The sequence below is a fragment of the Acinetobacter sp. YH16040_T genome, assembly GCF_024605785.1.
GTDB lineage: Bacteria > Pseudomonadota > Gammaproteobacteria > Pseudomonadales > Moraxellaceae > Acinetobacter > Acinetobacter amyesii.
Map to the genome: position 1 here is coordinate 2,113,752 of NZ_CP094541.1, position 21,193 is coordinate 2,134,944.

At 40.1% G+C, this 21,193-nt stretch carries 20 protein-coding genes and 1 tRNA gene; 10 read left to right on the forward strand and 11 right to left on the reverse strand.

Annotation, left to right across the window (positions count from 1 at the left end):
- Positions 1-6 precede the first annotated feature (6 nt).
- Positions 7-3,957, reverse strand: a complete 3,951-nt coding sequence (locus MST16_RS10400) for a DUF3418 domain-containing protein (protein ID WP_180010286.1) — start codon at positions 3,955-3,957, stop codon at positions 7-9.
- Positions 3,958-4,470: 513 nt separating this feature from the next.
- Between MST16_RS10400 and ahpC the strand changes: the two genes are divergently transcribed.
- From ahpC to MST16_RS10415, 3 genes are all read left to right on the forward strand, one after another.
- The gene (gene ahpC / locus MST16_RS10405) at positions 4,471-5,034 is read left to right on the forward strand and encodes an alkyl hydroperoxide reductase subunit C (RefSeq protein ID WP_005097370.1); all 564 of its coding nucleotides are present in this window, start codon (positions 4,471-4,473) and stop codon (positions 5,032-5,034) included.
- 291 nt (positions 5,035-5,325) lie between these two features.
- Complete coding sequence (locus tag MST16_RS10410; RefSeq protein ID WP_180010285.1) at positions 5,326-5,802, forward strand: hypothetical protein; 477 nt, start codon at positions 5,326-5,328, stop codon at positions 5,800-5,802.
- A 219-nt stretch (positions 5,803-6,021) separates the two neighbouring features.
- Positions 6,022-6,228: a KTSC domain-containing protein gene (locus MST16_RS10415; RefSeq protein ID WP_078189026.1), complete on the forward strand. Its 207-nt coding sequence runs from the start codon at positions 6,022-6,024 to the stop codon at positions 6,226-6,228.
- An 85-nt stretch (positions 6,229-6,313) separates the two neighbouring features.
- Here MST16_RS10415 and MST16_RS10420 read toward each other — a convergent pair whose 3' ends face one another.
- Complete coding sequence (locus MST16_RS10420; RefSeq protein WP_373683457.1) at positions 6,314-6,907, reverse strand: O-methyltransferase; 594 nt, start codon at positions 6,905-6,907, stop codon at positions 6,314-6,316.
- Positions 6,908-6,964: 57 nt separating this feature from the next.
- On the reverse strand, positions 6,965-7,183 hold the full coding sequence (locus MST16_RS10425) for a DUF1653 domain-containing protein (RefSeq protein WP_180010283.1): 219 nt from the start codon (positions 7,181-7,183) through the stop codon (positions 6,965-6,967).
- A gap of 283 nt (positions 7,184-7,466) precedes the next feature.
- Between MST16_RS10425 and ahpF the strand changes: the two genes are divergently transcribed.
- From ahpF to MST16_RS10440, 3 genes are all read left to right on the forward strand, one after another.
- Positions 7,467-9,032 carry an alkyl hydroperoxide reductase subunit F gene (ahpF, locus tag MST16_RS10430; RefSeq protein ID WP_180092076.1) on the forward strand — a complete coding sequence of 522 codons (1,566 nt, stop codon included), beginning with the start codon at positions 7,467-7,469 and terminating at the stop codon, positions 9,030-9,032.
- 265 nt (positions 9,033-9,297) lie between these two features.
- Complete coding sequence (locus MST16_RS10435; protein WP_180010281.1) at positions 9,298-9,540, forward strand: hypothetical protein; 243 nt, start codon at positions 9,298-9,300, stop codon at positions 9,538-9,540.
- A gap of 234 nt (positions 9,541-9,774) precedes the next feature.
- Positions 9,775-9,969 carry a hypothetical protein gene (locus MST16_RS10440; protein ID WP_180010280.1) on the forward strand — a complete coding sequence of 65 codons (195 nt, stop codon included), beginning with the start codon at positions 9,775-9,777 and terminating at the stop codon, positions 9,967-9,969.
- 69 nt (positions 9,970-10,038) lie between these two features.
- Here the strand turns inward: MST16_RS10440 and MST16_RS10445 are convergent, their stop codons facing one another.
- The 4 genes from MST16_RS10445 to MST16_RS10465 form a co-directional block, all read right to left on the reverse strand.
- Complete coding sequence (locus MST16_RS10445; RefSeq protein WP_180010348.1) at positions 10,039-10,638, reverse strand: LysE family transporter; 600 nt, start codon at positions 10,636-10,638, stop codon at positions 10,039-10,041.
- Complete coding sequence (locus MST16_RS10450; protein WP_227554803.1) at positions 10,626-11,111, reverse strand: transposase; 486 nt, start codon at positions 11,109-11,111, stop codon at positions 10,626-10,628. Before MST16_RS10450 ends, MST16_RS10445 begins: the two co-directional genes overlap by 13 nt.
- A gap of 47 nt (positions 11,112-11,158) precedes the next feature.
- On the reverse strand, positions 11,159-11,464 hold the full coding sequence (locus tag MST16_RS10455; protein ID WP_087547287.1) for an IS630 transposase-related protein: 306 nt from the start codon (positions 11,462-11,464) through the stop codon (positions 11,159-11,161).
- Positions 11,465-11,711: 247 nt separating this feature from the next.
- Complete coding sequence (locus MST16_RS10465; RefSeq protein ID WP_078192890.1) at positions 11,712-12,284, reverse strand: FxsA family protein; 573 nt, start codon at positions 12,282-12,284, stop codon at positions 11,712-11,714.
- Positions 12,285-12,416: 132 nt separating this feature from the next.
- Here MST16_RS10465 and ruvC point away from each other — a divergent pair, with 132 nt between their 5' ends.
- The gene (gene ruvC, locus MST16_RS10470) at positions 12,417-12,962 is read left to right on the forward strand and encodes a crossover junction endodeoxyribonuclease RuvC (protein ID WP_078189034.1); all 546 of its coding nucleotides are present in this window, start codon (positions 12,417-12,419) and stop codon (positions 12,960-12,962) included.
- Positions 12,963-13,032: 70 nt separating this feature from the next.
- Here the strand turns inward: ruvC and MST16_RS10475 are convergent, their stop codons facing one another.
- Together MST16_RS10475 and MST16_RS10480 are read right to left on the reverse strand one after the other, a co-directional pair.
- Positions 13,033-13,308: an acylphosphatase gene (locus MST16_RS10475; RefSeq protein ID WP_180012138.1), complete on the reverse strand. Its 276-nt coding sequence runs from the start codon at positions 13,306-13,308 to the stop codon at positions 13,033-13,035.
- A 1-nt stretch (position 13,309) separates the two neighbouring features.
- Complete coding sequence (locus MST16_RS10480; RefSeq protein ID WP_180012140.1) at positions 13,310-14,797, reverse strand: NAD(P)H-hydrate dehydratase; 1,488 nt, start codon at positions 14,795-14,797, stop codon at positions 13,310-13,312.
- A 20-nt stretch (positions 14,798-14,817) separates the two neighbouring features.
- On the opposite strand from MST16_RS10480, the gene queG reads away from it, so the two are divergent.
- Together queG and bioB are read left to right on the forward strand one after the other, a co-directional pair.
- The gene (gene queG, locus MST16_RS10485; protein WP_180012142.1) at positions 14,818-15,912 is read left to right on the forward strand and encodes a tRNA epoxyqueuosine(34) reductase QueG; all 1,095 of its coding nucleotides are present in this window, start codon (positions 14,818-14,820) and stop codon (positions 15,910-15,912) included.
- Between the two features lie 277 nt (positions 15,913-16,189).
- Positions 16,190-17,182, forward strand: a complete 993-nt coding sequence (bioB, locus tag MST16_RS10490; protein ID WP_180012144.1) for a biotin synthase BioB — start codon at positions 16,190-16,192, stop codon at positions 17,180-17,182.
- 123 nt (positions 17,183-17,305) lie between these two features.
- Here bioB and MST16_RS10495 read toward each other — a convergent pair whose 3' ends face one another.
- Positions 17,306-17,530 (reverse strand): hypothetical protein, encoded by a 225-nt coding sequence (locus MST16_RS10495; RefSeq protein WP_180007368.1) that lies wholly within the window; start codon positions 17,528-17,530, stop codon positions 17,306-17,308.
- A 536-nt stretch (positions 17,531-18,066) separates the two neighbouring features.
- Positions 18,067-20,271 carry an OsmC domain/YcaO domain-containing protein gene (locus tag MST16_RS10500; protein WP_180012146.1) on the reverse strand — a complete coding sequence of 735 codons (2,205 nt, stop codon included), beginning with the start codon at positions 20,269-20,271 and terminating at the stop codon, positions 18,067-18,069.
- A 368-nt stretch (positions 20,272-20,639) separates the two neighbouring features.
- Between MST16_RS10500 and MST16_RS10505 the strand changes: the two genes are divergently transcribed.
- Positions 20,640-20,716, forward strand: a tRNA-Ile gene (locus MST16_RS10505).
- Positions 20,717-21,193 lie beyond the last annotated feature (477 nt).

The following is a 21,193-nucleotide window of genomic DNA, read 5'->3' on the forward strand; positions in this document are numbered from 1 at the left end:
TATATCTTAACTGATTCCGAGCTTATCCCATACTTTTTGCAAGCGGGATGGAGAAATTGGCATCTTGGTCTTCATTGGTTGAGAGAAAATAGAGATGCGTAACTCCTCAACCATGAAATACAATTCTTTAAGGCGAGTGTCATTTTTAAACTTAAATAATTTTTCCATCCATGGGTCAACTTGATCAATGGCAGAATTGTCCCTTTGTAGGTTATTTGGCAAGCGGTCTAAACGCAAGACTAATGCCTTCAAATATCTTGGAAATTCGAGCCACACATCGGAAGTTTTGCCATAAACAAAATCTGAAAGTTGCATCAAATCGAGTTGATCTTCAATGTCATCAATGTTCTTTCCAAACACAGAATCATCTAAAACCAACAATTTCCGACGTATATCCTGCCATTGAATATAGGTTTCAGTTAAAACGGCTAATGCTTGTTGCCCATGGGTTAAGAAAGATTTCTTTACATTCAAAATCAGGTTTTGGTACTCCTGCACATTGACAGGTAGCTCATTTATTGCAAGCTGAAGTGTGGCATAAACTAACATTTGCTCTAGTTTGGCTTTGTCGCCTAGCGGTGAATAAGCCAATGCCAAGGGTTTAGAAATCTGTTTTTTCAACTGACGAACTAAGTCACCCAACTGCATATGAACCAAACGAATGATTCCTTCGCGGTGTTGTTTGACTGCTTCAAATTGGTCATTGAAAGTCTGAATCACCACACCCGATTCATCTTTGGCATCCAACTCTGCAAAGCCTTTGACTGGAACAAGCGCTTGGTATTGTTTCACCACCACACCCGTGACTTTTTGTGATGCTTCGAACACAAAATTATCAGGGAAGGTTTTAAACTCACCTTTTAACTGTTTGACTGGGCTATGAGTTTCCGTACGACAGCGTGCTTTGAGTTCATCTAGATCACGACCTTGCTCAATCACACGGCCTTTTTCATCAATGACTTTGATTAAAGGCAGCAGATATTGCTCAACGCGCTCCCAAGAAAAGTCCTTATCTGTGATTTGCTCACCACGTAGTTGGAACGCCAAGAAACTAAAAATATGCTCGCGCAAATGCACGGCATCGACACGATCCATTAATTTACGCGCTGTATCTGGTATTGGCACCAAGTGACGGCGTTTATCCTTAGGCAATGCTTTAAGCAAGGCTTCAATCAGGTCTTGTCGCCAACCAGGTATACCCCATGACCAAATATTTTCATCCACTTGCGGCAAAGCTTGAACTGGAATTTTGACCGTTGCACCATCTTCATCATGACTTGGGTCAAAACGATAACTTGCAGCCAAACGCAGCTCACCATTGCGTAGGTAGTCTGGAAATTGCTGAGTCGTTGGACGGTCATTCATCCAAAGCGAATCATCATCGATAAATAAATGACGCGGATTTTGCGGTTCTACCGTTGCACGCCAGTCTTCAAAACTACGACGACTTGCCACCTCTTCAGGCACTTTAGCAGCATAGAACTGGTAGATGGTTTCTTCATCCACCACCAAATCACGACGACGCAGTTTATCTTCAACGCGCTCAACTTCTTCGAGTTTTAATAAATTGTGTTTTAAGAACGGTGGCGTAATACCCAAATGTCCCGTCGTCAACGCATCTCGTAGGAAAATTTCATGCGCCGCAGGATGATCCACTTTTTCATAATTTATTTGACGACGTGGCTCAATAATCAAACCAAACAAAGAAATTTGATCATAGGCATTGACTACACCAGATTTTTTCGACCAATGCGGCTCAAAATAATGATGCTTCAATAAATCGCCTGCAGCCAATAAAATCCATTCAGGTTCAATTTTCGCCAATGTACGAAGATATACCTGAGAGGTTTCCACCATCTCAAAAGCCATGACCCAAGGTGTATTGGTTTTATGCAAAGTTGATGCAGGGAAAATGCGTGCCTTTTGCTGACGCACTGCCATGAACACATTACGTTCATCGGTTTTGTTGGCAATAAATGAAAGTAAACCCGTTAATAACGCACGGTGCAGATTTTCATAATTGGCCTTCTTTTCATTAAAGGACAGTTTTAAGCCCTGAGCCAAATCCACCAATTGCTCATGGGTTTTTTTCCACTCACGGAGGCGTAACCAACTCAGGAAATGGTTGCGTGCAAAAGTTCGACGCTTATTTTCACTCATGTCACGATTTGCGACTAGAGCTTCCCATAATTTGATATAGAACAAGAAATCCGAGTCAGCTTCACGGAACAAAGCATGTTTCTGATCGGCCTGCATTTGTTTATCCGCAGGACGTTCACGTGGATCTTGTACCGCTAAAGCAGCGACAATAATTAAGACTTCATTTAATACGCCAAAATGCGCTCCACCCAAAATCATCCGTGCAAGACGTGGGTCAATCGGCATTTTTGCCATTTGCTGACCAATTTTGGTTAAACCACCACCCTTCGCCGGAGGAAGCCCCCCTTTTGTAAAGGGGGATTTAGGGGGATTACTTTCAATAGAATCTCCCCCAACCCCTCTTTGCGAAAGAGGGGCTTTCCCTTTCTCAACCATCGCCCCAAGCTCAATCAAAAGCTTACGACCATCATTCACCAAACGATGATCTGGCGGCTCAATAAAATCAAAGTCTTCTAATTCACCAAAGCCCAAACTTTGCATTTGCAAAATAACCGAGGCCAAGTTGGTTCGTTTAATCTCAGGCTCGGTAAATTCAGGACGACTCATAAAGTCTTCTTCTGAATATAGTCGAATACACACACCCGGCGCGATACGACCACAACGACCTTTACGCTGATTTGCTGCCGCCTGTGATACAGCCTCAATCGGTAGACGCTGTACACGTGAGCGATAGTTATAACGGGATATCCGTGCAAAGCCACTATCAACTACGTAGCGAATATTCGGTACGGTTAAAGCCGTTTCTGCCACGTTGGTGGCAATAATAATACGTCGCCCACCGCCTGATGGATTAAAGATCTTTTGCTGTTCTGCCAAAGCCAATCGAGCATATAAAGGTAAAACTTCGGTATGTCTTGGCCCAAACTTTTGCAGTGTTTCCTGTAACTCACGAATTTCTTGTTCAGTGCTGGCAAAAATCAAAATGTCGGCATGTTCAGGATGACCTTTTTCCTGCGCATCTTGAAAACATTCTTCTACAGCTGAAACCACGGCACGAGGTAAATTTTCTTCAAAATCGTCAAATTCATCATCATCACTACCGACAATGCTCAGCTCTGAAATCGGACGATAACGCAATTCTACAGGGAAGCTTCGACCTTCGACCTCAAAAATAGGTGCCCCATTAAAGTAATTCGAGAATCGATTTACGTCTAAAGTTGCTGAAGTAATAATGACTTTGAGATCTTTACGACGAGGCAAGAGCTGTTTGAGATAGCCCATGATGAAGTCGATATTCAGCGAACGTTCATGTGCTTCATCGATAATAATCGTGTCATATTTATTTAAGAATCGGTCATTGGCCAGTTCAGCCAATAAAATACCATCGGTCATTAACCGAACGATGGAATCTTGTGAACCTTGTTCATTGAAACGAACTTTAAAGGAGATCGACTCCCCCAGCTTTTCGCCCACTTCTTCTGCAATACGTTGCGAAACACTACGCGCTGCTAGTCGACGGGGTTGAGTATGGCCAATCAAACCCGTTAAACCACGACCTGCAAGCATGGCAATTTGAGGCAACTGTGTGGTTTTACCCGAACCGGTTTCACCTGCCACAATAATCACTTGATGCTTTTGAATCGCATCGATCAGTTTGTCTGCATACTGCGTAACAGGTAAGTCTTGATTTAATTTAATATTTGGGATGCGGGCAATCCGTTCGCGGACTTTCGCATTCGACTTTTCAAACAGTTCTTTATGCTGCTTTTCGTTGGCGTCTTTTCCCTTACGCAATCGATTTAAACGGTGAACATCACGAGCCATCACCATCTGATCTACATTTAAATCTTTCGCCACCAAGAATACGCCTTACAACTACATGAAACCCGATATTCTACTCGGTTTCATCGCATTTCCCAATGCAACAATTGAAAACCCGAAGTGAATTTATCTGGCGCGACTGGCGTGGTGCGGTTTAGATCTCAAATCTGAAAATAGGATGAATTCGCCATATCCCCCTTCATCCGCCTAATTGAACAAAAGAAATGCTTCGCTGATGAGCGAATCGGCATGCCTAAAGATGGATTAAATCAACAATAGAAAAATTTAAATCACTTTTTTTAAATTTTACCCTTGAATTTTAAGGGGTGTGACTTCATGTCTGTGTAGGGCGTTTAGGGTAGTTCCTGTCATTTAATCCTCACACAACTGCGGTTAAATGAGATGAAATACTGGTCTATTGGGAAATGAGTAAATCACTATTAATTCGGATTTTCCGATATTAGTTATGTAAAAATACTATTTCAGCAATAAGAAAAATTTCTGTACCCTATTGGAAATCAAAAACAAACCTCAATCATGGAGACAATGATGAGCTTAATTAATACTGAAGTTAAACCGTTTAAAGCTACTGCATTCCAAAATGGTCAATTCATCGAAGTAACTGAAGCTGATCTTAAAGGTAAATGGTCTGTTGTATTCTTCTACCCAGCTGACTTCACTTTCGTTTGCCCAACTGAACTTGGTGACCTTGCTGACAACTATGCAGAATTCCAAAAACTAGGTGTTGAAATCTACTCAGTTTCTACTGACACTCATTTCACTCACAAAGCTTGGCACGATTCTTCAGAAGAAATCAAAAAAATCCAATACGTAATGGTTGGTGATGCGAACTGGACTCTTGCTAAAAACTTTGACGTATTAATCGAAGCTGACGGTCTTGCTGATCGTGGTACTTTCGTTATCGATCCAGAAGGTAAAATCCAAATCGTTGAAATCAACGCTGGTGGTATCGGTCGTGATGCTCAAGAACTTCTTCGTAAAGTTAAAGCAGCTCAATACGTACACGCTCACCCAGGCGAAGTTTGCCCAGCTAAATGGAAAGAAGGCGACGCAACTCTTGCTCCTTCAATCGACCTAGTTGGTAAAATCTAATCTGTATTAGATTGAACTGATTCAAAAACCACGCTTTTAGCGTGGTTTTTTTATGCCTATTATTGGCGAGTATGTACCTCTATACACCCTACGCAGTTCACACTTTATTCATACAGCTATAACGCCCTAGCACTTTCCATCTATCTATAGATATTCATCAACTTAGCACTTACACAAATATAATAAAAATGCGCCTCATACCTGATGGTTTAGACTTACATCTTTGTCGGTATTTCAGTATTTTTAACTTGAATTTTAGGTCAATTGCTTATTTCAGGAAGATGTAAGCCCATGAAAAAATATTTCGTCTCGATCAGTTTAATTTTATGTTCGTTTACGACTTTTGCTGCCGTGAACTGCGAAGGTGAAATTAAAAACCAAAGTATTCGTGAAGATATTAAAGTCAAAAAAAATTGTCAGCTTGAAGGTTTAATTGTTCATGGCAACGTTATTTTAGAAAATGGCGCCAGTGTTGAACTGCATGACAACCACATCAAAGGCAATATTGAATCGAATAAAAATTTTACTAAGATCATTGCCAATCATAACAATATCAGTGGCAATGTCGATTTTACGACAGGGAAAAACATCCAACTCCTCAATAACCAAATTTCAGGCGACCTCACATTAAAGAAAAATAATGGCAATATTGTGCTAAATAATAATGAAATCGCAGGTAATTTAATTTGTCTTGAAAATGCTTTTTCAATTAATGGCAGCAACAACCAAGTCAAAGGCAATAAATCAGAACAATGCCGTAGTTTTTAACTCTCCTTACACTAATATGGGAGAATGACGCTTATGGCATTTCTCTGAACTGGCATTATTTTTATCAAATTAGTTGATAAAGAAATGAAAAAAAATGTGAGATAAAACATTATTTTTTAACAATTCTGCAATACTCCACGCCCTGAATTTGTCTTAATTTCAAATGAGATAAACCTTTAACTGCAGTATGACTATAACAACGCAATAAGGGGGTGGCTTATGACAACAACTGTTGTAACTTCTTGGAAATACAGTTCTTCTTCACGTTACTTAAAAATATTTTATGCGAATGGTTCTGGGGATCTCTTTTATCCAGTTTCACCTTTTATTTATGATAATTTACTTCGATGTAGTGATAAAACGGCATTTGTCCACAAATATCTAGAATATGATCTACATTTTTCACGAGTAAGCTTACAGGGTTAAACCGCTACAAGCTTAGCGCTATAGCAACAGTATTTTATTAATTAAAAAATATTTTCGATCAAATCAGGGCTGAATGCCCTGATTTTTAGTTGCGCCAACTCACCATAAAAAGCCCTGCACCCACATTTAATGTCGTACTGATAAAACGATCATCCGCTTCAACACGTTGGATAAATTCAGCGACCTCATTGGCATGTGATAGCACATTGTCCACGACTAACACGCCTCTTTGAGCTTGTATCAATTCAGCTAAATATGGCCAATACGCCACATATGCATCACGTTCTGCATCTAATAAAATGAAGTCATAACGCTGATTTAACTGCTGTAAAAAATGCAGTGCATCGCCCTGATGAAATTCGATGTATTCGGCTAAGCTTAAATTTGCCGCATGTTGTTTAGCTTGTTCGATACGCGCTGCATCAATTTCAATGGTTTCGACCCGCCCTTGTGTAGACTGCGCAGCATCTGCTAACCACAGCGTGGAATAGCCTGTAGATGTTCCAATTTCCAAGATTTGTTTGGCTTGTTTTAAGCGAATTTGCATAGCCAAAAACAGTGCAGACTCAGGCTCAATATTTCGGTAACGCGCAAGTCGGTGATTTTGCGCAGCATCGTGAGCACTAAAGTCTGCATAGAGTTGTTGCGTATAGTTTTTAAAATTTGTATCCATGCTTATGATTCTATCCTTTTGCTATTTCATTCATATTTATAAATTGAAGTACTAAATATCTACTTAGTGGGTTTCTTGGATCAGCTTAAAACGTGGAATTACTTCACCATCAATTTCAACGGTTTCCATAAACATCTCTAAGGGTCTGACCCACATGGAATAGTCGTCATACAAGCACTGATAGACCACAACTTTTTCACGCGTTTCACTATGTGTTGCAACATGAAAGACTTGATACAACTGACCTTTATAATGCTGATAAATCCCTTTCTTAACCTGCATGTCATTTCCTTAAAAAGTTCTCAATACAATAGCGTTGACTCTAGCATTCTCTCGCTTAAAGCGCGATGAATTCGTTTATTTTTCCACTATTTAACTTGTATTTCTCGATAGTGGCCCAATATTGACTGCATTCACATCGGTATATTCTTATGATTTAGAAAGAAATTTAACTATTTGATTTGTAAAACCGATTAATTTTATAAAAACAAACCGTTTCACCTATTTAATGGTTTGTTCTATCATTCTCTCATCAAATAAATTTACTCCTCTGGAGACGTTAGCAATGTTAGATCAAAATACTTCTGCTCAATTAAAAACCTTACTTGAACGCCTTGAAGGCCCGATTGAAATCGTCGCGACTTTAAACGGCACGGACAAATCAGACAAAATTAAAGAATTGGTAACTGAAGTTGCTGCCTTATCTGATTTAGTGACTGCACGTTTTGGCGGTAACAACAGCCGTGCGCCAAGTTTTGGTATTGCAAAAGCAGGTGAAACACCACGCGTATTCTTCGCAGGTCTACCGATGGGCCACGAGTTCACGTCTTTGATTCTAGCTTTGCTACAAACTTCAGGTTATGCACCGAAAGTTTCTGACGAAGTACTGAATACCATTAAAGGTTTAGGTCTTAAAGCTGATTTTGATGTATTTGTATCACTCAGCTGCCATAACTGTCCTGACGTAGTTCAAGCACTAAACTTGATCGCAATTTACAACCCTGGCACAACTGCAACCATGATTGATGGTGCATTCTTCCAAGAAGAAGTGGAAGAACGCAAAATCATGGCTGTACCGATGGTATTCCAAGACGGCAATCACATCGGTCAAGGTCGTATGACCTTGGAAGAAATCATTGCCAAATTAGACACCAACTCTGCTGCAAAAGATGCTGAAAAGCTAAATGCCAAAGAAGCATTTGATGTCCTTGTGATTGGTGGTGGCCCTGCAGGTAATACTTCTGCAATCTATGCAGCACGTAAAGGTATTAAAACCGGTATCGTGGCTGAACGCATGGGCGGTCAGGTCATGGATACTATGGACATTGAGAACTTCACGTCGATTCAAAAGACCCAAGGTCCTAAGTTTGCTGCTGAAATGGAAGCACATGTACGTGAGTACGGTGTGGACATCATGAACTTGCAACGTGTATCAGACATCAAAGGTGCAGATCAAACAGCCAATGGTCTAGTTGAAGTAACTTTAGAGAATGGTGCAAAACTTGAATCTAAAACAGTGATTCTTTCAACAGGTGCACGCTGGAGAGAGATGAATGTTCCAGGTGAGCAAGAATACCGTACTCGTGGTGTAGCTTACTGCCCACACTGTGACGGTCCATTGTTTAAAGGTAAACGTGTTGCAGTGATAGGTGGTGGTAACTCAGGTGTCGAAGCGGCGATTGACCTTGCAGGTATTGTGGAACATGTAACACTTGTTGAATTTGATACCAAACTTCGTGCTGACCAAGTCCTTCAAGACAAGTTAAACAGCTTACCGAATACCACTGTGATCATGAATGCATTATCTACAGAAGTGGTTGGTGATGGTTCACAAGTGACTGCACTGAACTACAAAGACCGTGCAACTGATGAAATCAAAACGATTGAATTGGCAGGTATCTTTGTACAAATTGGTTTGTTACCAAACACGGATTTCTTAAAAGAAACAGCTATAGAACTTTCAAACCGTGGTGAGATCGTAATTAACGAGCGCAATGAAACCAATGTAAAAGGTGTATTTGCTGCAGGTGACTGTACAACAGTACCGTACAAACAAATCATTATTGCGACAGGTGAAGGCGCGAAAGCATCATTATCTGCTTTTGATTACATCATCCGTTCTGGTCAATAATTCAGTTTAGACAGAACAGCAAAAGCCAGTTTTCGAACTGGCTTTTTTATGACTAAAAATTCATGTCTTGTTTCATTTATAAATTAGCAATAAAACAAATATTTAACTCTCTGACGCTTTTTACTTACACAATAATGAGCAAAACAAACCGTTTAAAACTTGTACAGCAGCTTATTTGCACATTAAGATAAAACAATCATCACGGATTGGTGGTTGACAATAACAACAAGAATGTTGGTCAAATTCGACTAAATGGAGAAAAGCAATGCACTATCAATATCACTGTGCTTGTTGCAATAAAGTATTGGCTTCAAGCGATAAAGAATGTTCCGAATGTGGCTCGCATAATATCCGTAGCCCATATGGCTTTTGGATATTTTGCATACTCAGTTGTTTGGCTGTTGCCATTCTATTTAAGAGTGTCCAAGTGTATTTGCAACAGCATGATACTGAAGCTTCGACCCAACTCAACATCTTTGAAGTACTCAAGCAAGATGGTAAAAATTAAGCTTTTTTACAACAGCCAAATACAGCCGTATGAACAGGCTGGCAATGTGTAAAATTTAGCCAAGCTAAATCTAAGCACTATTATCCAGTTGCTTTAAAGTCATTCAAAGAGATAAATTAAAATGATGAAAGCCTGAATGATTTCAGGCTTTTTTATGCGCTAGCATCGCCCTGCTCACTTATCTTCACGAGGAAAATTCTTTAAACTATGGCAATAGCAATGAGGTTCTAGACGATGGTGCAGTTAATCAAAAAAGGCGGTTTGCGTGAACGCGCCAATCGTAGCCGATCATACAAAGGCTCTGAAAATACCGAAACCACCCTCAAACCGAACCGTTATCGTGATCATGCTGAAACTACCAATGTTGCACAAGATCCATCAAATATAGCACCGTCTAAAGACCAAGATCAAACCAATCCAGAGCAATAAAATTGGCACATAAAAAAAGCCAAGTTCTAATACTTGGCTTTCGCTTTGCTGACAGCAATATGTTTGCAGCTATTGAAGATTGAACATTCTAATTGCGTCGAACCACAGCCAAATCGCAAAAATTAAAAATAACGCCCCTGAAACCACATCAATATAACTACCCGAACGTTGGTAGAGTGCTTTAATTTTAGGCAAAGACATAATCATCATAAACAGACTAAACACAATAAAAGTTTGAATCGGAATGATGACAGCAAGCTGTGCTTTTAGGTTACTACTGGCTGATGAACTCAACGCCAGTGAGAACACACTACTAAAATAGATCAGTGTTTTCGGATTGGCTAAATTCGTAAATAAACCTAATAAGAAATAATTTTCAGTATTCTGCTGACTTAAGGCCTGCCCATCTTCTAAATTGGCTGTTTGATTTAAACTTTTAAGCCCGCCACTAAACATTGCCCAACCCATTTTCGCTAAGAAAAATCCACCAACAGCCATTAAAACTTGTTGTATCCATGGAAATTGCTCAACCAGAACCGTAAAGCCCAATAAGGTTAAAACGACCCACACCACAATCCCGACAGAGATCCCCGCAATAATTTTTAAGGTATTTGCACGCGTTGTTGATGCTGCACTTTTAGCAATTAATAATATAGCTAAATACCAAATAAATCATTACAGTAATCTTTAAATAATTTATCAATATCTTTAACTCTAAACTTAGTTCGAATCGCCTTGACTCGTGACCACATATTTTCTATTGGATTTAAATCTGGACTATATTTAGGAAGCCACACAATGTAATGGCCTGCACAACGTATCAACTCCTGAAGTCTTTTCCCTTTGTGAAAGGTCGCATTGTCCATAATCAAAACACTGCTTTCTTTCAACTTAGGTAATAAATCCTGTTCAATCCAACATTCAAATACTTCTGTATTCACAGAACAATTAAACACACCAACTGTCAACAATCTATTTTCGATAATTGCACCGATCGCATTACTGCAATTCTTCAACTGCCAGTTAAATTCACCTTCAGCACGTGTTCCTTGAAGGCTATAACTATGAGTTCTGGTACTTTCACTTTGAAAACCACTTTCATCTATGTAAATCAGAGGCAATTTCCCTTCTAAACACTCTATGAGATTTTGAAATTGCTGACGTTGATTTTGATCTGCTTTAGGATGCTTTAACGTCTTTTTTTACGCGATATTCCTGCGGCATGTAATGCATTAAATACCGCATGAGTGCTTACTCCTAAACGTTCAGCTCGCTCATACTGATAATCATCAGGATATTGTTCAACATCCTTCAATATTTGCTCTCTGCTAATTTTAGCTGGACGGCCAGGAATAGGTTTGTTTGTAGTGGACTTTTTCCAGTTCTGAATCGTTTGTATACAGATGTTAAAATGCTGTGCTGCTTTTCGCACAGACATTTCATCTCGAATCATAATTTCTATGACTTTGTCTTTAAAATCTTTTGAATATCCCATATCTCTATTGTTCTATAGTTTTTAGGATTTGGCTATACATCTGGACCGGGACTCAACTGCGCAACAAAATGAAGCGCACAGATGGTGAATAACAGTGACATGCAAGCTGATTCATTTGAATTAAAACGTGAAGATTATATCGCTTGTTCAATTTTTTTGTTGGCAACACAAGGTTTATTTTTAGGCCGTATCAAAATTTACGCAAAAAAAAAGCCGAATACACATTCGGCCTTTCATACTGAGTTAATTATTTTTTATTGACATCTTTCAGTTCAATTTGTTTCGCATCTGGCGTCACTTCACGAGCTTCACCATCAATAACGGATGAATCACGACCTGATTGCTGATTTTGCATATCTTGCATTTGACGCATCATATCTGCAAATGGGTTCTGACCTTGAGCACCGCCCATGCCTCCCATATCGCCCATCATGCCACCCATCATTTTTTCCATCATGGCTTGCTGACGCTTCATCATTGTTTTCATCATGACTGCTTTCATGGCATTTTGTACAGGTGGAATCAAAATAAGTAATGCCATAATATCTGAGATTAGACCCGGTAACAGCAATAAGAAACCAGCCAAAATTTTTGGTAAATTTCCAGTTAAAGCTGGATCATTACTCATTTGACCTGCTTGCATTTGCTGCATTTGAGGCATCAGACCTGATGAATATTTACGGATAATATTCATCCCTATAAAGAAGGCCGCCACGAACCAGAAAAAGACATACCACATGCTGCCGACGAGGTCGCCCACACCGATCCAGACAAACACTTCCAGGATCAAGCCTGCTAAAATCAGAAGAAATAATTTCATGAAAATTAAACAAATCTCAGTAAATTAATTTAAGGTGTTGCGTTCAACTGCCCAATCACTATCAAGCTTTTTTGACACGCTTATGTAACAATATGGGCATTATTTTATTTTTAAAGGGCAAATAGGGCAAACATGTCATTAATTATCGGTATTGACCCTGGGTCTCGCCTAACTGGTTACGGCATCATCGAAAAGGATGGTTCTAAACTACGTTTTGTCGATGCTGGCACCATTCGTACCGAAACGACAGAAATGCCTGAACGCTTAAAACGTATTTTTGCTGGTATTGATCGCATCGTAAAGTTTCACGGGCCTACTGAAGCTGCGGTTGAACAAGTCTTTATGGCTCAAAACCCTGACTCAGCCCTAAAACTAGGTCAAGCACGTGGCGCTGCTATTGCTGCTTTAACCAATTTAGATTTACAAGTCGCTGAATACACTGCGCGTCAAATAAAACAATCAGTGGTCGGCTATGGTGCGGCAGACAAAGAACAAGTCCAAATGATGGTTATGCGCATTCTGAACCTAAGCATCAAACCACAGCAGGATGCAGCCGATGCTTTGGCTGCCGCAATTTGTCATGCGCATGCGTCTGGTAGTATGAGTAAAATGGCTGTACTGAATGCCTTAGGTGGTATGGCTCGTGGTCGAAGTCGTGTAAGCACTCGACGTCGATAAATAATCGTCAAAACATATAGCTCAGTAATTCAGATTGTTTTCAAAAGCCCACTCAATCTAGTGATCAAATTTAGCGGATCATTTTAAAATTGCTATAGTCTAATTCATGCATTGGAATTTCTTGCTGATCGATTTTAGTTACGTCTGCTCGTAAAGGCCCCACCAGACTGTGTTTCAGTATTTTATGAATGGCGTCTTCAGTTCCAATAATCAGTGCTTCAACTTCGCCCGTCGCTAGATTTTTCACATAGCCATTTAAACCAAGTGCAATCGCTTGCTGTTCAAACCAACGACGATAGCCAACGCCCTGCACTTTACCTTGAATTCGCAATTTAACTGCATGCATTTTAGTCTTCAACTCCTGAATGATTGACCACATGATAAACCGCTTGGGCCATATCCTGTGCCTGCAAACCACGCATCCCCGACTGCGCCAATACATCACCTGCTAAAGCATGCAAGCTTACGATTTCGTGCAGATGAATTTGCTGATGGAATTGTGCTTTTAAACTCGCAATCATCCCTGCAAGCACATCTCCCATACCGCCTGTACCCATTCCTGCATTACCTGCGGTGCAAATCCAAAGCTGATCTTCAAGTATTAAGCTGCCTGCGCCTTTAAGCACCCATTGACCTTGAAATTTTTCTTTTAAATGTTGAATTGCTTGTATACGATCTGCTTCAACTTCAGCAATAGTAATACCCAATAATTTCGCAGCTTCACCGGGATGTGGCGTTGCATAGGTTCGTGCATTCAAATTTTTAGGTGCTTCAGCTATAAACCATAAGGCATCTGCATCCAAAACAATTTCCAAGGTTGACTGCTGAATCAATGGAAACCATGACTGAAACTGCTGTTGTGCCCAATCGTCACGACCAAGCCCCATGCCAAAGCTAATCGCATCGACTTGATCGATCAGTTGCTGAATCGCTTTTACATTTAATGCATTGATATCGCGTAGCATAATATTCGGTGCGCGCGCCAAAATAGCGGTGTGATGTCGTGCATCACAAACAACCGTAACCTTACCTGCACCTGCATGGAATGCAGCCTCAGCAGCCATAATCACCGCCCCACCCATTTCAGCATGCCCTCCAACAACCAAAACATGGCCATAACTGCCTTTATGACCAAAAGCTTGACGCGCAGGTAAGGCTATTTTCTGCGCAGACAAATAAGCGAGTGGCTCTAGCTCTGCATCAGTCGGTATACATGCCATCACCGAAACTTCACCTGCATATTCCTTCGCTTGACCTGTAAATAGCCCTGCTTTTAGACCCAATGCCGTAAAGGTATAATCAGCTTGAAATGCAATGGGTAAAGGCTGTCCTGTATTGGCATGTAAACCGCTTGGAATATCAATCGCAACTTTGAGTCCCGTGCATGCATTCAATCGTTGAATAATGGTTTGCCATTCGCTAGAAAGTTCACGATTGAGCCCTATACCAAATAATGCGTCGATATAAACGTCATAGTCACGCTGAAAATCAAAATGTGTATAGATCTTGAGCTTGTGATCTAATGCTTCCTGTACTGCAGAATGTAAGTCCTTCGATGCCCCTATTTCAGCGGCATAGATATCAACTTGAAAGCCTGCTTGCTGTAGGTATTGCGCTGTAAGATAGCCATCACCTGCGTTGTTGCCCTGCCCACAACACACTGCAATATTTTTTAAATTTTGCTGCTTTAACATTGGAATGAGTTGCTGAGCAATCGACCATGCAACCTGCTGCATCAGGCCATAACTGCTATTGTGCTGAGCAAACCAACGCTGCTCCCAAGCTTGAATACTTTGGCTAAGATAAACAGGGCTATGGTAAACTTGCAGACGCATTGTTTTTCCTTGTTATGATTATGGCCGCTTCAACTCCTGCACAAAAAATTCCTGTCGATCAATATGATCCAGAAACCCTAAAAGCATGGATTAAAGCACAAGCCTTAAATTTAGGTTTTTCTGATTGTGTCATCGCAAAGCCAGATGCTCAAGAGGAACTCCCTCGTTTTAAAGAATATTTAGAACGTGGTTATCATGGCGATATGAAATTCCTAGAGGAAAACCTTGAAAAACGTGCCAATCCAGTACTTTTAGTCCCCGGTACCCGCAGTATCATTTGTGTCCGCATGGATTATTTGGTCGAGACACCAAAACCACGTTATGTTCCAGATGAACCAAACTCAGCCATCATTGCACGCTATGCACGAGGTCGTGACTACCACAAAGTCATGCGTGGTCGTTTAAAAACCTTGTCGAATATCATCCGTGAAAAAATCGGAGATTTTGAATCTAGACCCTTTGCCGACTCTGCACCAGTGTTTGAAAAATCTTTAGCTGAAAATGCAGGCATGGGCTGGACAGGCAAACACACCTTACTGATCCATAAAAAATCAGGCTCATTTTTTGTATTAGGTGAGCTGTTTACATCACTCGATTTGCCTTTTGATTCTCCGGCAACCAAACATTGTGGTTCATGCACAGCCTGTATTGACATCTGTCCAACTCAGGCCATCGTTGAGCCCTATATGTTAGATGCACGTAAATGCATTGCCTACTTAACTATCGAATATAAAGGCATCATTCCTGAAGAATTACGCCGTGGCATTGGCAACCGTGTGTTTGGCTGTGATGACTGTCAACTTATCTGTCCATGGAATAGCTTTGCGCATAAAACTCAAATTGAGGACTTTTATCCACGTCATGGTCTCGACCAAGTGAGTTTATTAGATCTATGGCAATGGGATGAAGCCACCTTTTTAAGCTGCACGGAAGGCAGTCCTATCCGACGAACAGGCTATCAAAGCTTTATGCGAAATATCGTTATTGGCTTAGGCAATGCACCATACAGTTCAAATATTGTTCAATCATTAAAAAATTCTCGCGAAAAACATGACGCGATCGTGCAAGTTCATATTGATTGGGCAATTACAGAACAAAATTCAAAAATGCTTTAATGGATTTGATTCTATATTTTCCAGATCCTTACAAAGTTTTCATTTAAGCTAAAACTTAGTGGCGCAATCAAAGAAAATCAATTTTTCAGCCTAAAATAAACATTGTAGCGATTGTGCTGACATTTAACACAACTTTGCAAGTATCCTAAATATCAAAACTTCTTTAAAAAAGTCATTTTAATGCACTATAGCCAACTTTCAATGTTACAAAATAGTCTTGGAAGTCTGCAAATTTTACGTATGATGATTTGCATTAGGCAGAAAATATGGATTATTTATGAGCTACCGAAATGACTGGACACACCCAGAAATACAAGAGTTGTATCAACAACCATTGATGGATTTATTATTCCAAGCACAGACCATTCACCGTGAATATTTCCAAGCCAATCATATTCAAGTCAGCACCTTACTTTCGATTAAAACTGGTAAGTGCCCTGAAGACTGTAAATATTGCTCACAGTCCGCACATTATGATTCTGGATTAGAGGCTGAAAAACGTCTGGCCGTGGAAAAAGTCATCAATGAAGCGAAAGCTGCGCTTGCCTCAGGTTCTTCGCGTTTTTGTATGGGCGCTGCATGGCGCAATCCACATGAACGGGACATGCCCTATGTGCTAGAAATGGTGCGTGAAGTCAAAGCGCTGGGACTTGAAACCTGTATGACACTTGGCATGCTGAATCAGTCTCAAGCAGAGCGCCTACATGAGGCAGGCTTAGATTATTACAACCATAACCTCGATACCTCTCGTGAGTATTATCCCAATGTCATTAGCACGCGTAGCTATGATGACCGTTTAACGACGCTAGACTATGTTCGCCAATCTGGAATGAAAATCTGTAGCGGCGGAATTGTGGGCTTAGGTGAAAGCCGTGATGACCGAATTGCCTTCCTGATGGAGTTGGCAACGCTACCGATTCATCCTGAATCCGTGCCGATTAATCTCCTTGTGCCTATTCAAGGTACCCCACTTGCTGATGTAGAAAAACTCGATGTGATCGAATGGATTCGCACCATTGCAGTCGCACGGATCATTATGCCAAAAAGCTATATTCGACTCTCTGCAGGTCGTGAATCCCTGAGTGATTCAGAACAAGCTTTGGCATTTATGGCAGGTGCAAATTCACTCTTTTCTGGTGAAAAACTACTGACCACGCCAAATGCAGGCGAAGGCAAAGATCAGCTTTTATTTAGCAAACTCGGTTTAGTGGCTGAACAGCCCAAACCAAATGCTGCACAGCTTTCAACTGATGCCATGCAAATGGCTTAAAATAAGCCCCGAAGTTCGGGGCTTAGTTCATTGAATGATCAGTGATAGGTATCAAAGTGCAATGCAAGAGATGGTGCGAATAAATGAATGGTTGAATCACGATGAGTAGGGAAAATATATCGTTTACTTAACAAAGTTATGTGCTGTTATTAAAATTCCATAGCCTGCATTTAAATAATCCCCTTCACGAATAATGTCTTGACCATTAGCATGTTGAACCACCAATTGCTGCTGAATCACATCATAATGAAAAGATTCAAAGCAATCTTGATGTTGTAATAACCATGCAATGGTATCTGCCATATTGGCATCAACGGTATAACGCTCGGCTTGAAAATCTTTACTCATATCTGCATGAAAACTGTGGATGTGATTCTATTTTAATGATTTCAATATTGACCGGCATTAAAAAAGTGAGCTTTCGCTCACTTTTTTTTCGGCTTAGACTCTGCATTACTTTGTCACACCGCACTTACGACATTCCTTGTGCGAACCGATTTCTTCCATTTGCTCGTATTCGTAAATATGCATGCAAAATAGTTTTCTGAATAATTGAAGCATGTTGTTAAAACTCCCGTTTATTTATTAATGTGCTTCTAAATATTTCGTCCTGAAATATTATGACCATGCCTAAACACGCCATAGCTAATTTATTATCATATTTTTCCAATGAGTCAAATATCTTTACTTTAAAATGACACAATTTCGGATAATCGGTTATTCTTAAGCCTTCCTTATATTCACCTGAGTTATAAGGATTTTTATTAATATCAACATCACAGATATAGATTAATTTTCAGCAAATTTCGCACAAAAAAACTCCCCCTTAGGAGAGTTCTTTCAAATAGATGATCACACGAGTAACGTTATTCACAAGCCCAGATTTAAACGTTCTGACTGGCAAACTTCGCACGTGCAGCATGCAATTTTTTATAGCTATCAATCAGACGTAAATGACGATCTAAACCTTCAAGTTGCATATTGGTTTCAGTTAAACCGTAGAAGCGAAGACTGCCATCCATTGAACCAATCACTGCATCCATACGTTCGTCACCAAACATACGACGGAAATTATGTTCATAGTCATTGAGATCTAAGTCATCGTCCAATTCAACTTCTAAAACCACATTCATACATTGATAGAACAAACCACGTTCGACCGTATTGGTGTTGTATTGAAGGAAAGTTTCAACCAACTCTTTTGCTTCTTCAAACTCTTGTAAGGCAATATAGATCAGTAGTTTGAGCTCAAGTACTGTTAATTGGCCCCATACGGTATTGTCATCAAACTCAATCCCGATGAGCGTCACAATATCCGTGTAATCATCCACCTCAAGCTCTTCTAAGCGCTCAACCAATGACACTAACTCGTCTTCATCTAAACGATGAATGTTTAAAATATCTTCACGGAAGTCCAAAGCTTTGTTGGTGTTATCCCAAACCAAGTCTTCAACCAAATACACTTCAGAATAACCCGGAACCAAAATACGACATGCCGTAGCACCTAGATGCTGGTAGACCGCCATATACGCTTCTTTGCCCATGTCTTCTAGAATCGCAAACATCGCTGCAGCTTCTTCCGCATTGGCATTTTCACCTTCTGCAGTGAAATCCCACTCTACAAAATCATAGTCTGATTGTGCGCTAAAGAATTTCCAAGATACCAAACCACTTGAGTCAATAAAGTGTTCTACAAAGTTATTTGGCTCAGTGACTGCATTTGAGCTAAAAGTTGGTTTTGGTAGATCGTTTAGACCTTCAAAGCTTCGGCCTTGTAGAAGCTCGGTTAAGCTACGCTCTAAAGCTACTTCGAGTTTAGGGTGCGCACCAAAAGATGCAAAAACCCCACCAGTACGTGGGTTCATTAAGGTTACGCACATCACAGGGTACTGACCACCAAGTGAAGCATCTTTTACCAATACAGGAAAACCTTGTTCTTCTAAGCCTTGAATACCCGCAACAATACTTGGATATTTGGCTAAAACCTCTTCTGGTACATCTGGTAGAGCCAATTCACCTTCTAAAATCTCACGTTTGACCGCACGCTCAAAGATTTCCGATAAACATTGCACTTGAGCCTCAGCCAAGGTATTCCCTGCACTCATCCCGTTTGACAAGTATAAATTTTCAATCAAGTTTGATGGGAAATACACTGTTTCACCGTCGGACTGACGGACAAATGGAAGAGAGCAAATACCGCGTGCTATATTTCCTGAATTGGTGTCATATAGATGTGTACCTAATAACTCATTTTCTGGGTTATAAATTTCACGTGTATAGTCATCTAAGATTTCAGTAGGTAACTCGCCTTCTGGGCCGGGTTGGAACCATTTTTCATCTGGGTAATGCACAAAGTCAGCATTGGCAATCTCTTCACCCCAGAACTGGTCGTTATAGAAGAAGTTGCAATTGAGACGTTCAATAAATTCACCCAAAGCCGAAGCTAATGCGCTTTCTTTGGTTGAGCCTTTACCATTGGTAAAACACATTGGCGATTGTGCATCACGAATATGTAGTGACCAAACATTCGGTACGATATTACGCCATGACGCAATTTCAATCTTCATGCCTAAACCTGCCAAAATACCTGACATATTGGCAATGGTTTCTTCTAATGGCAGATCTTTACCCGGAATAAACGTGGTACTGTCTGACGCTAAATTTGGCATAAGTAAAGCTTGTGCATCTGCATCAATGCTTTCTACTTCTTCAATGACAAACTCAGGACCAGTTTGAATCACTTTTTTAACCGTACAGCGATCAATTGAACGCAAAATGCCTTGACGGTCTTTTTCTGAAATATCCGCAGGTAGTTCGACTTGGATTTTGAAAATTTGCTTATAGCGGTTTTCAGGATCAACAATATTGTTTTGAGATAGGCGAATATTGTCTGTCGGAATGTCTCGCGCTGCACAATACACTTTTACAAAATACGCTGCACATAATGCTGATGACGCTAAAAAGTAGTCGAATGGTCCGGGAGCAGAGCCATCGCCTTTATAGCGAATAGGTTGGTCGGCAATTACCGTGAAGTCATCAAATTTGGCTTCTTGTCGAAGGTTATCGAGATAATTAACCTTAATTTCCATGTGGGCACCTAAATATTCTTATGTGTCAGTGCAACACATAAAAATGAAAACATAAGCCGAATAACTGTAGGACATTGACTTAAAAATGTGAGGCCAGTACCAATCTAAGCGCTGTTGGGCACGGTACTGACAAGAATGGGCATTATTATAAGGTTATTTTGACTGTTTGATAACTTTTGTCGTGATTTACATCACGATAGGATTCGACACTTTGTGCATTTTGGTCGAATCCAAGCTCAACTGCTGCAACTACAGCAAATTTGTTGTGTTAGTGTGCAGCCGTGAAGAAAAAGGCTTGTCTTTTAAAAAAATCTTCGCTAGTATGCTTTGCGTCTGAACTTGTTGATAAATAACACATTCAGAATATAGGGCCTATAGCTCAGTTGGTTAGAGCAGCGGACTCATAATCCGTTGGTCCACAGTTCAAGTCTGTGTGGGCCCACCATATAAAACAACCCCTTACGTGCATTAATCGTGAGGGGTTTTTTGTTTCTTGATTCTGGTAAGCAAATGGTAAGCGAAATCAATCAACTTTATTAGAGAACAAATTTAGGTACCCCCTAGCTGTATCTTAAATTTGGATAGCGTAGTTAAAACTTTAATTTTTAAATCTTTGTACAACAAAGCCTTTCTACCACTGAATAAAAATGGCTCAATTTTTTGGTAGTGTTTCAAAAAGTATGCTGATGCTATTTTAATTACCAATCAAATGTCGTGAAGCCTTGAAAATAAGATGTTTTCCATCAGAATATTTTCTATAATTTTATTGACAACTGAAGCCAGCATAACTTTTAGAACTCCACCATTTTTTAAGCGTCTCGACTAATGTCACATTAAGATAAGGTTTTTTCATCAAGATATTTTTTAAACTCTTAGATTCTCAAATGAAGTGCAACAGAGATTAAATTACTAAAAGGAAGCA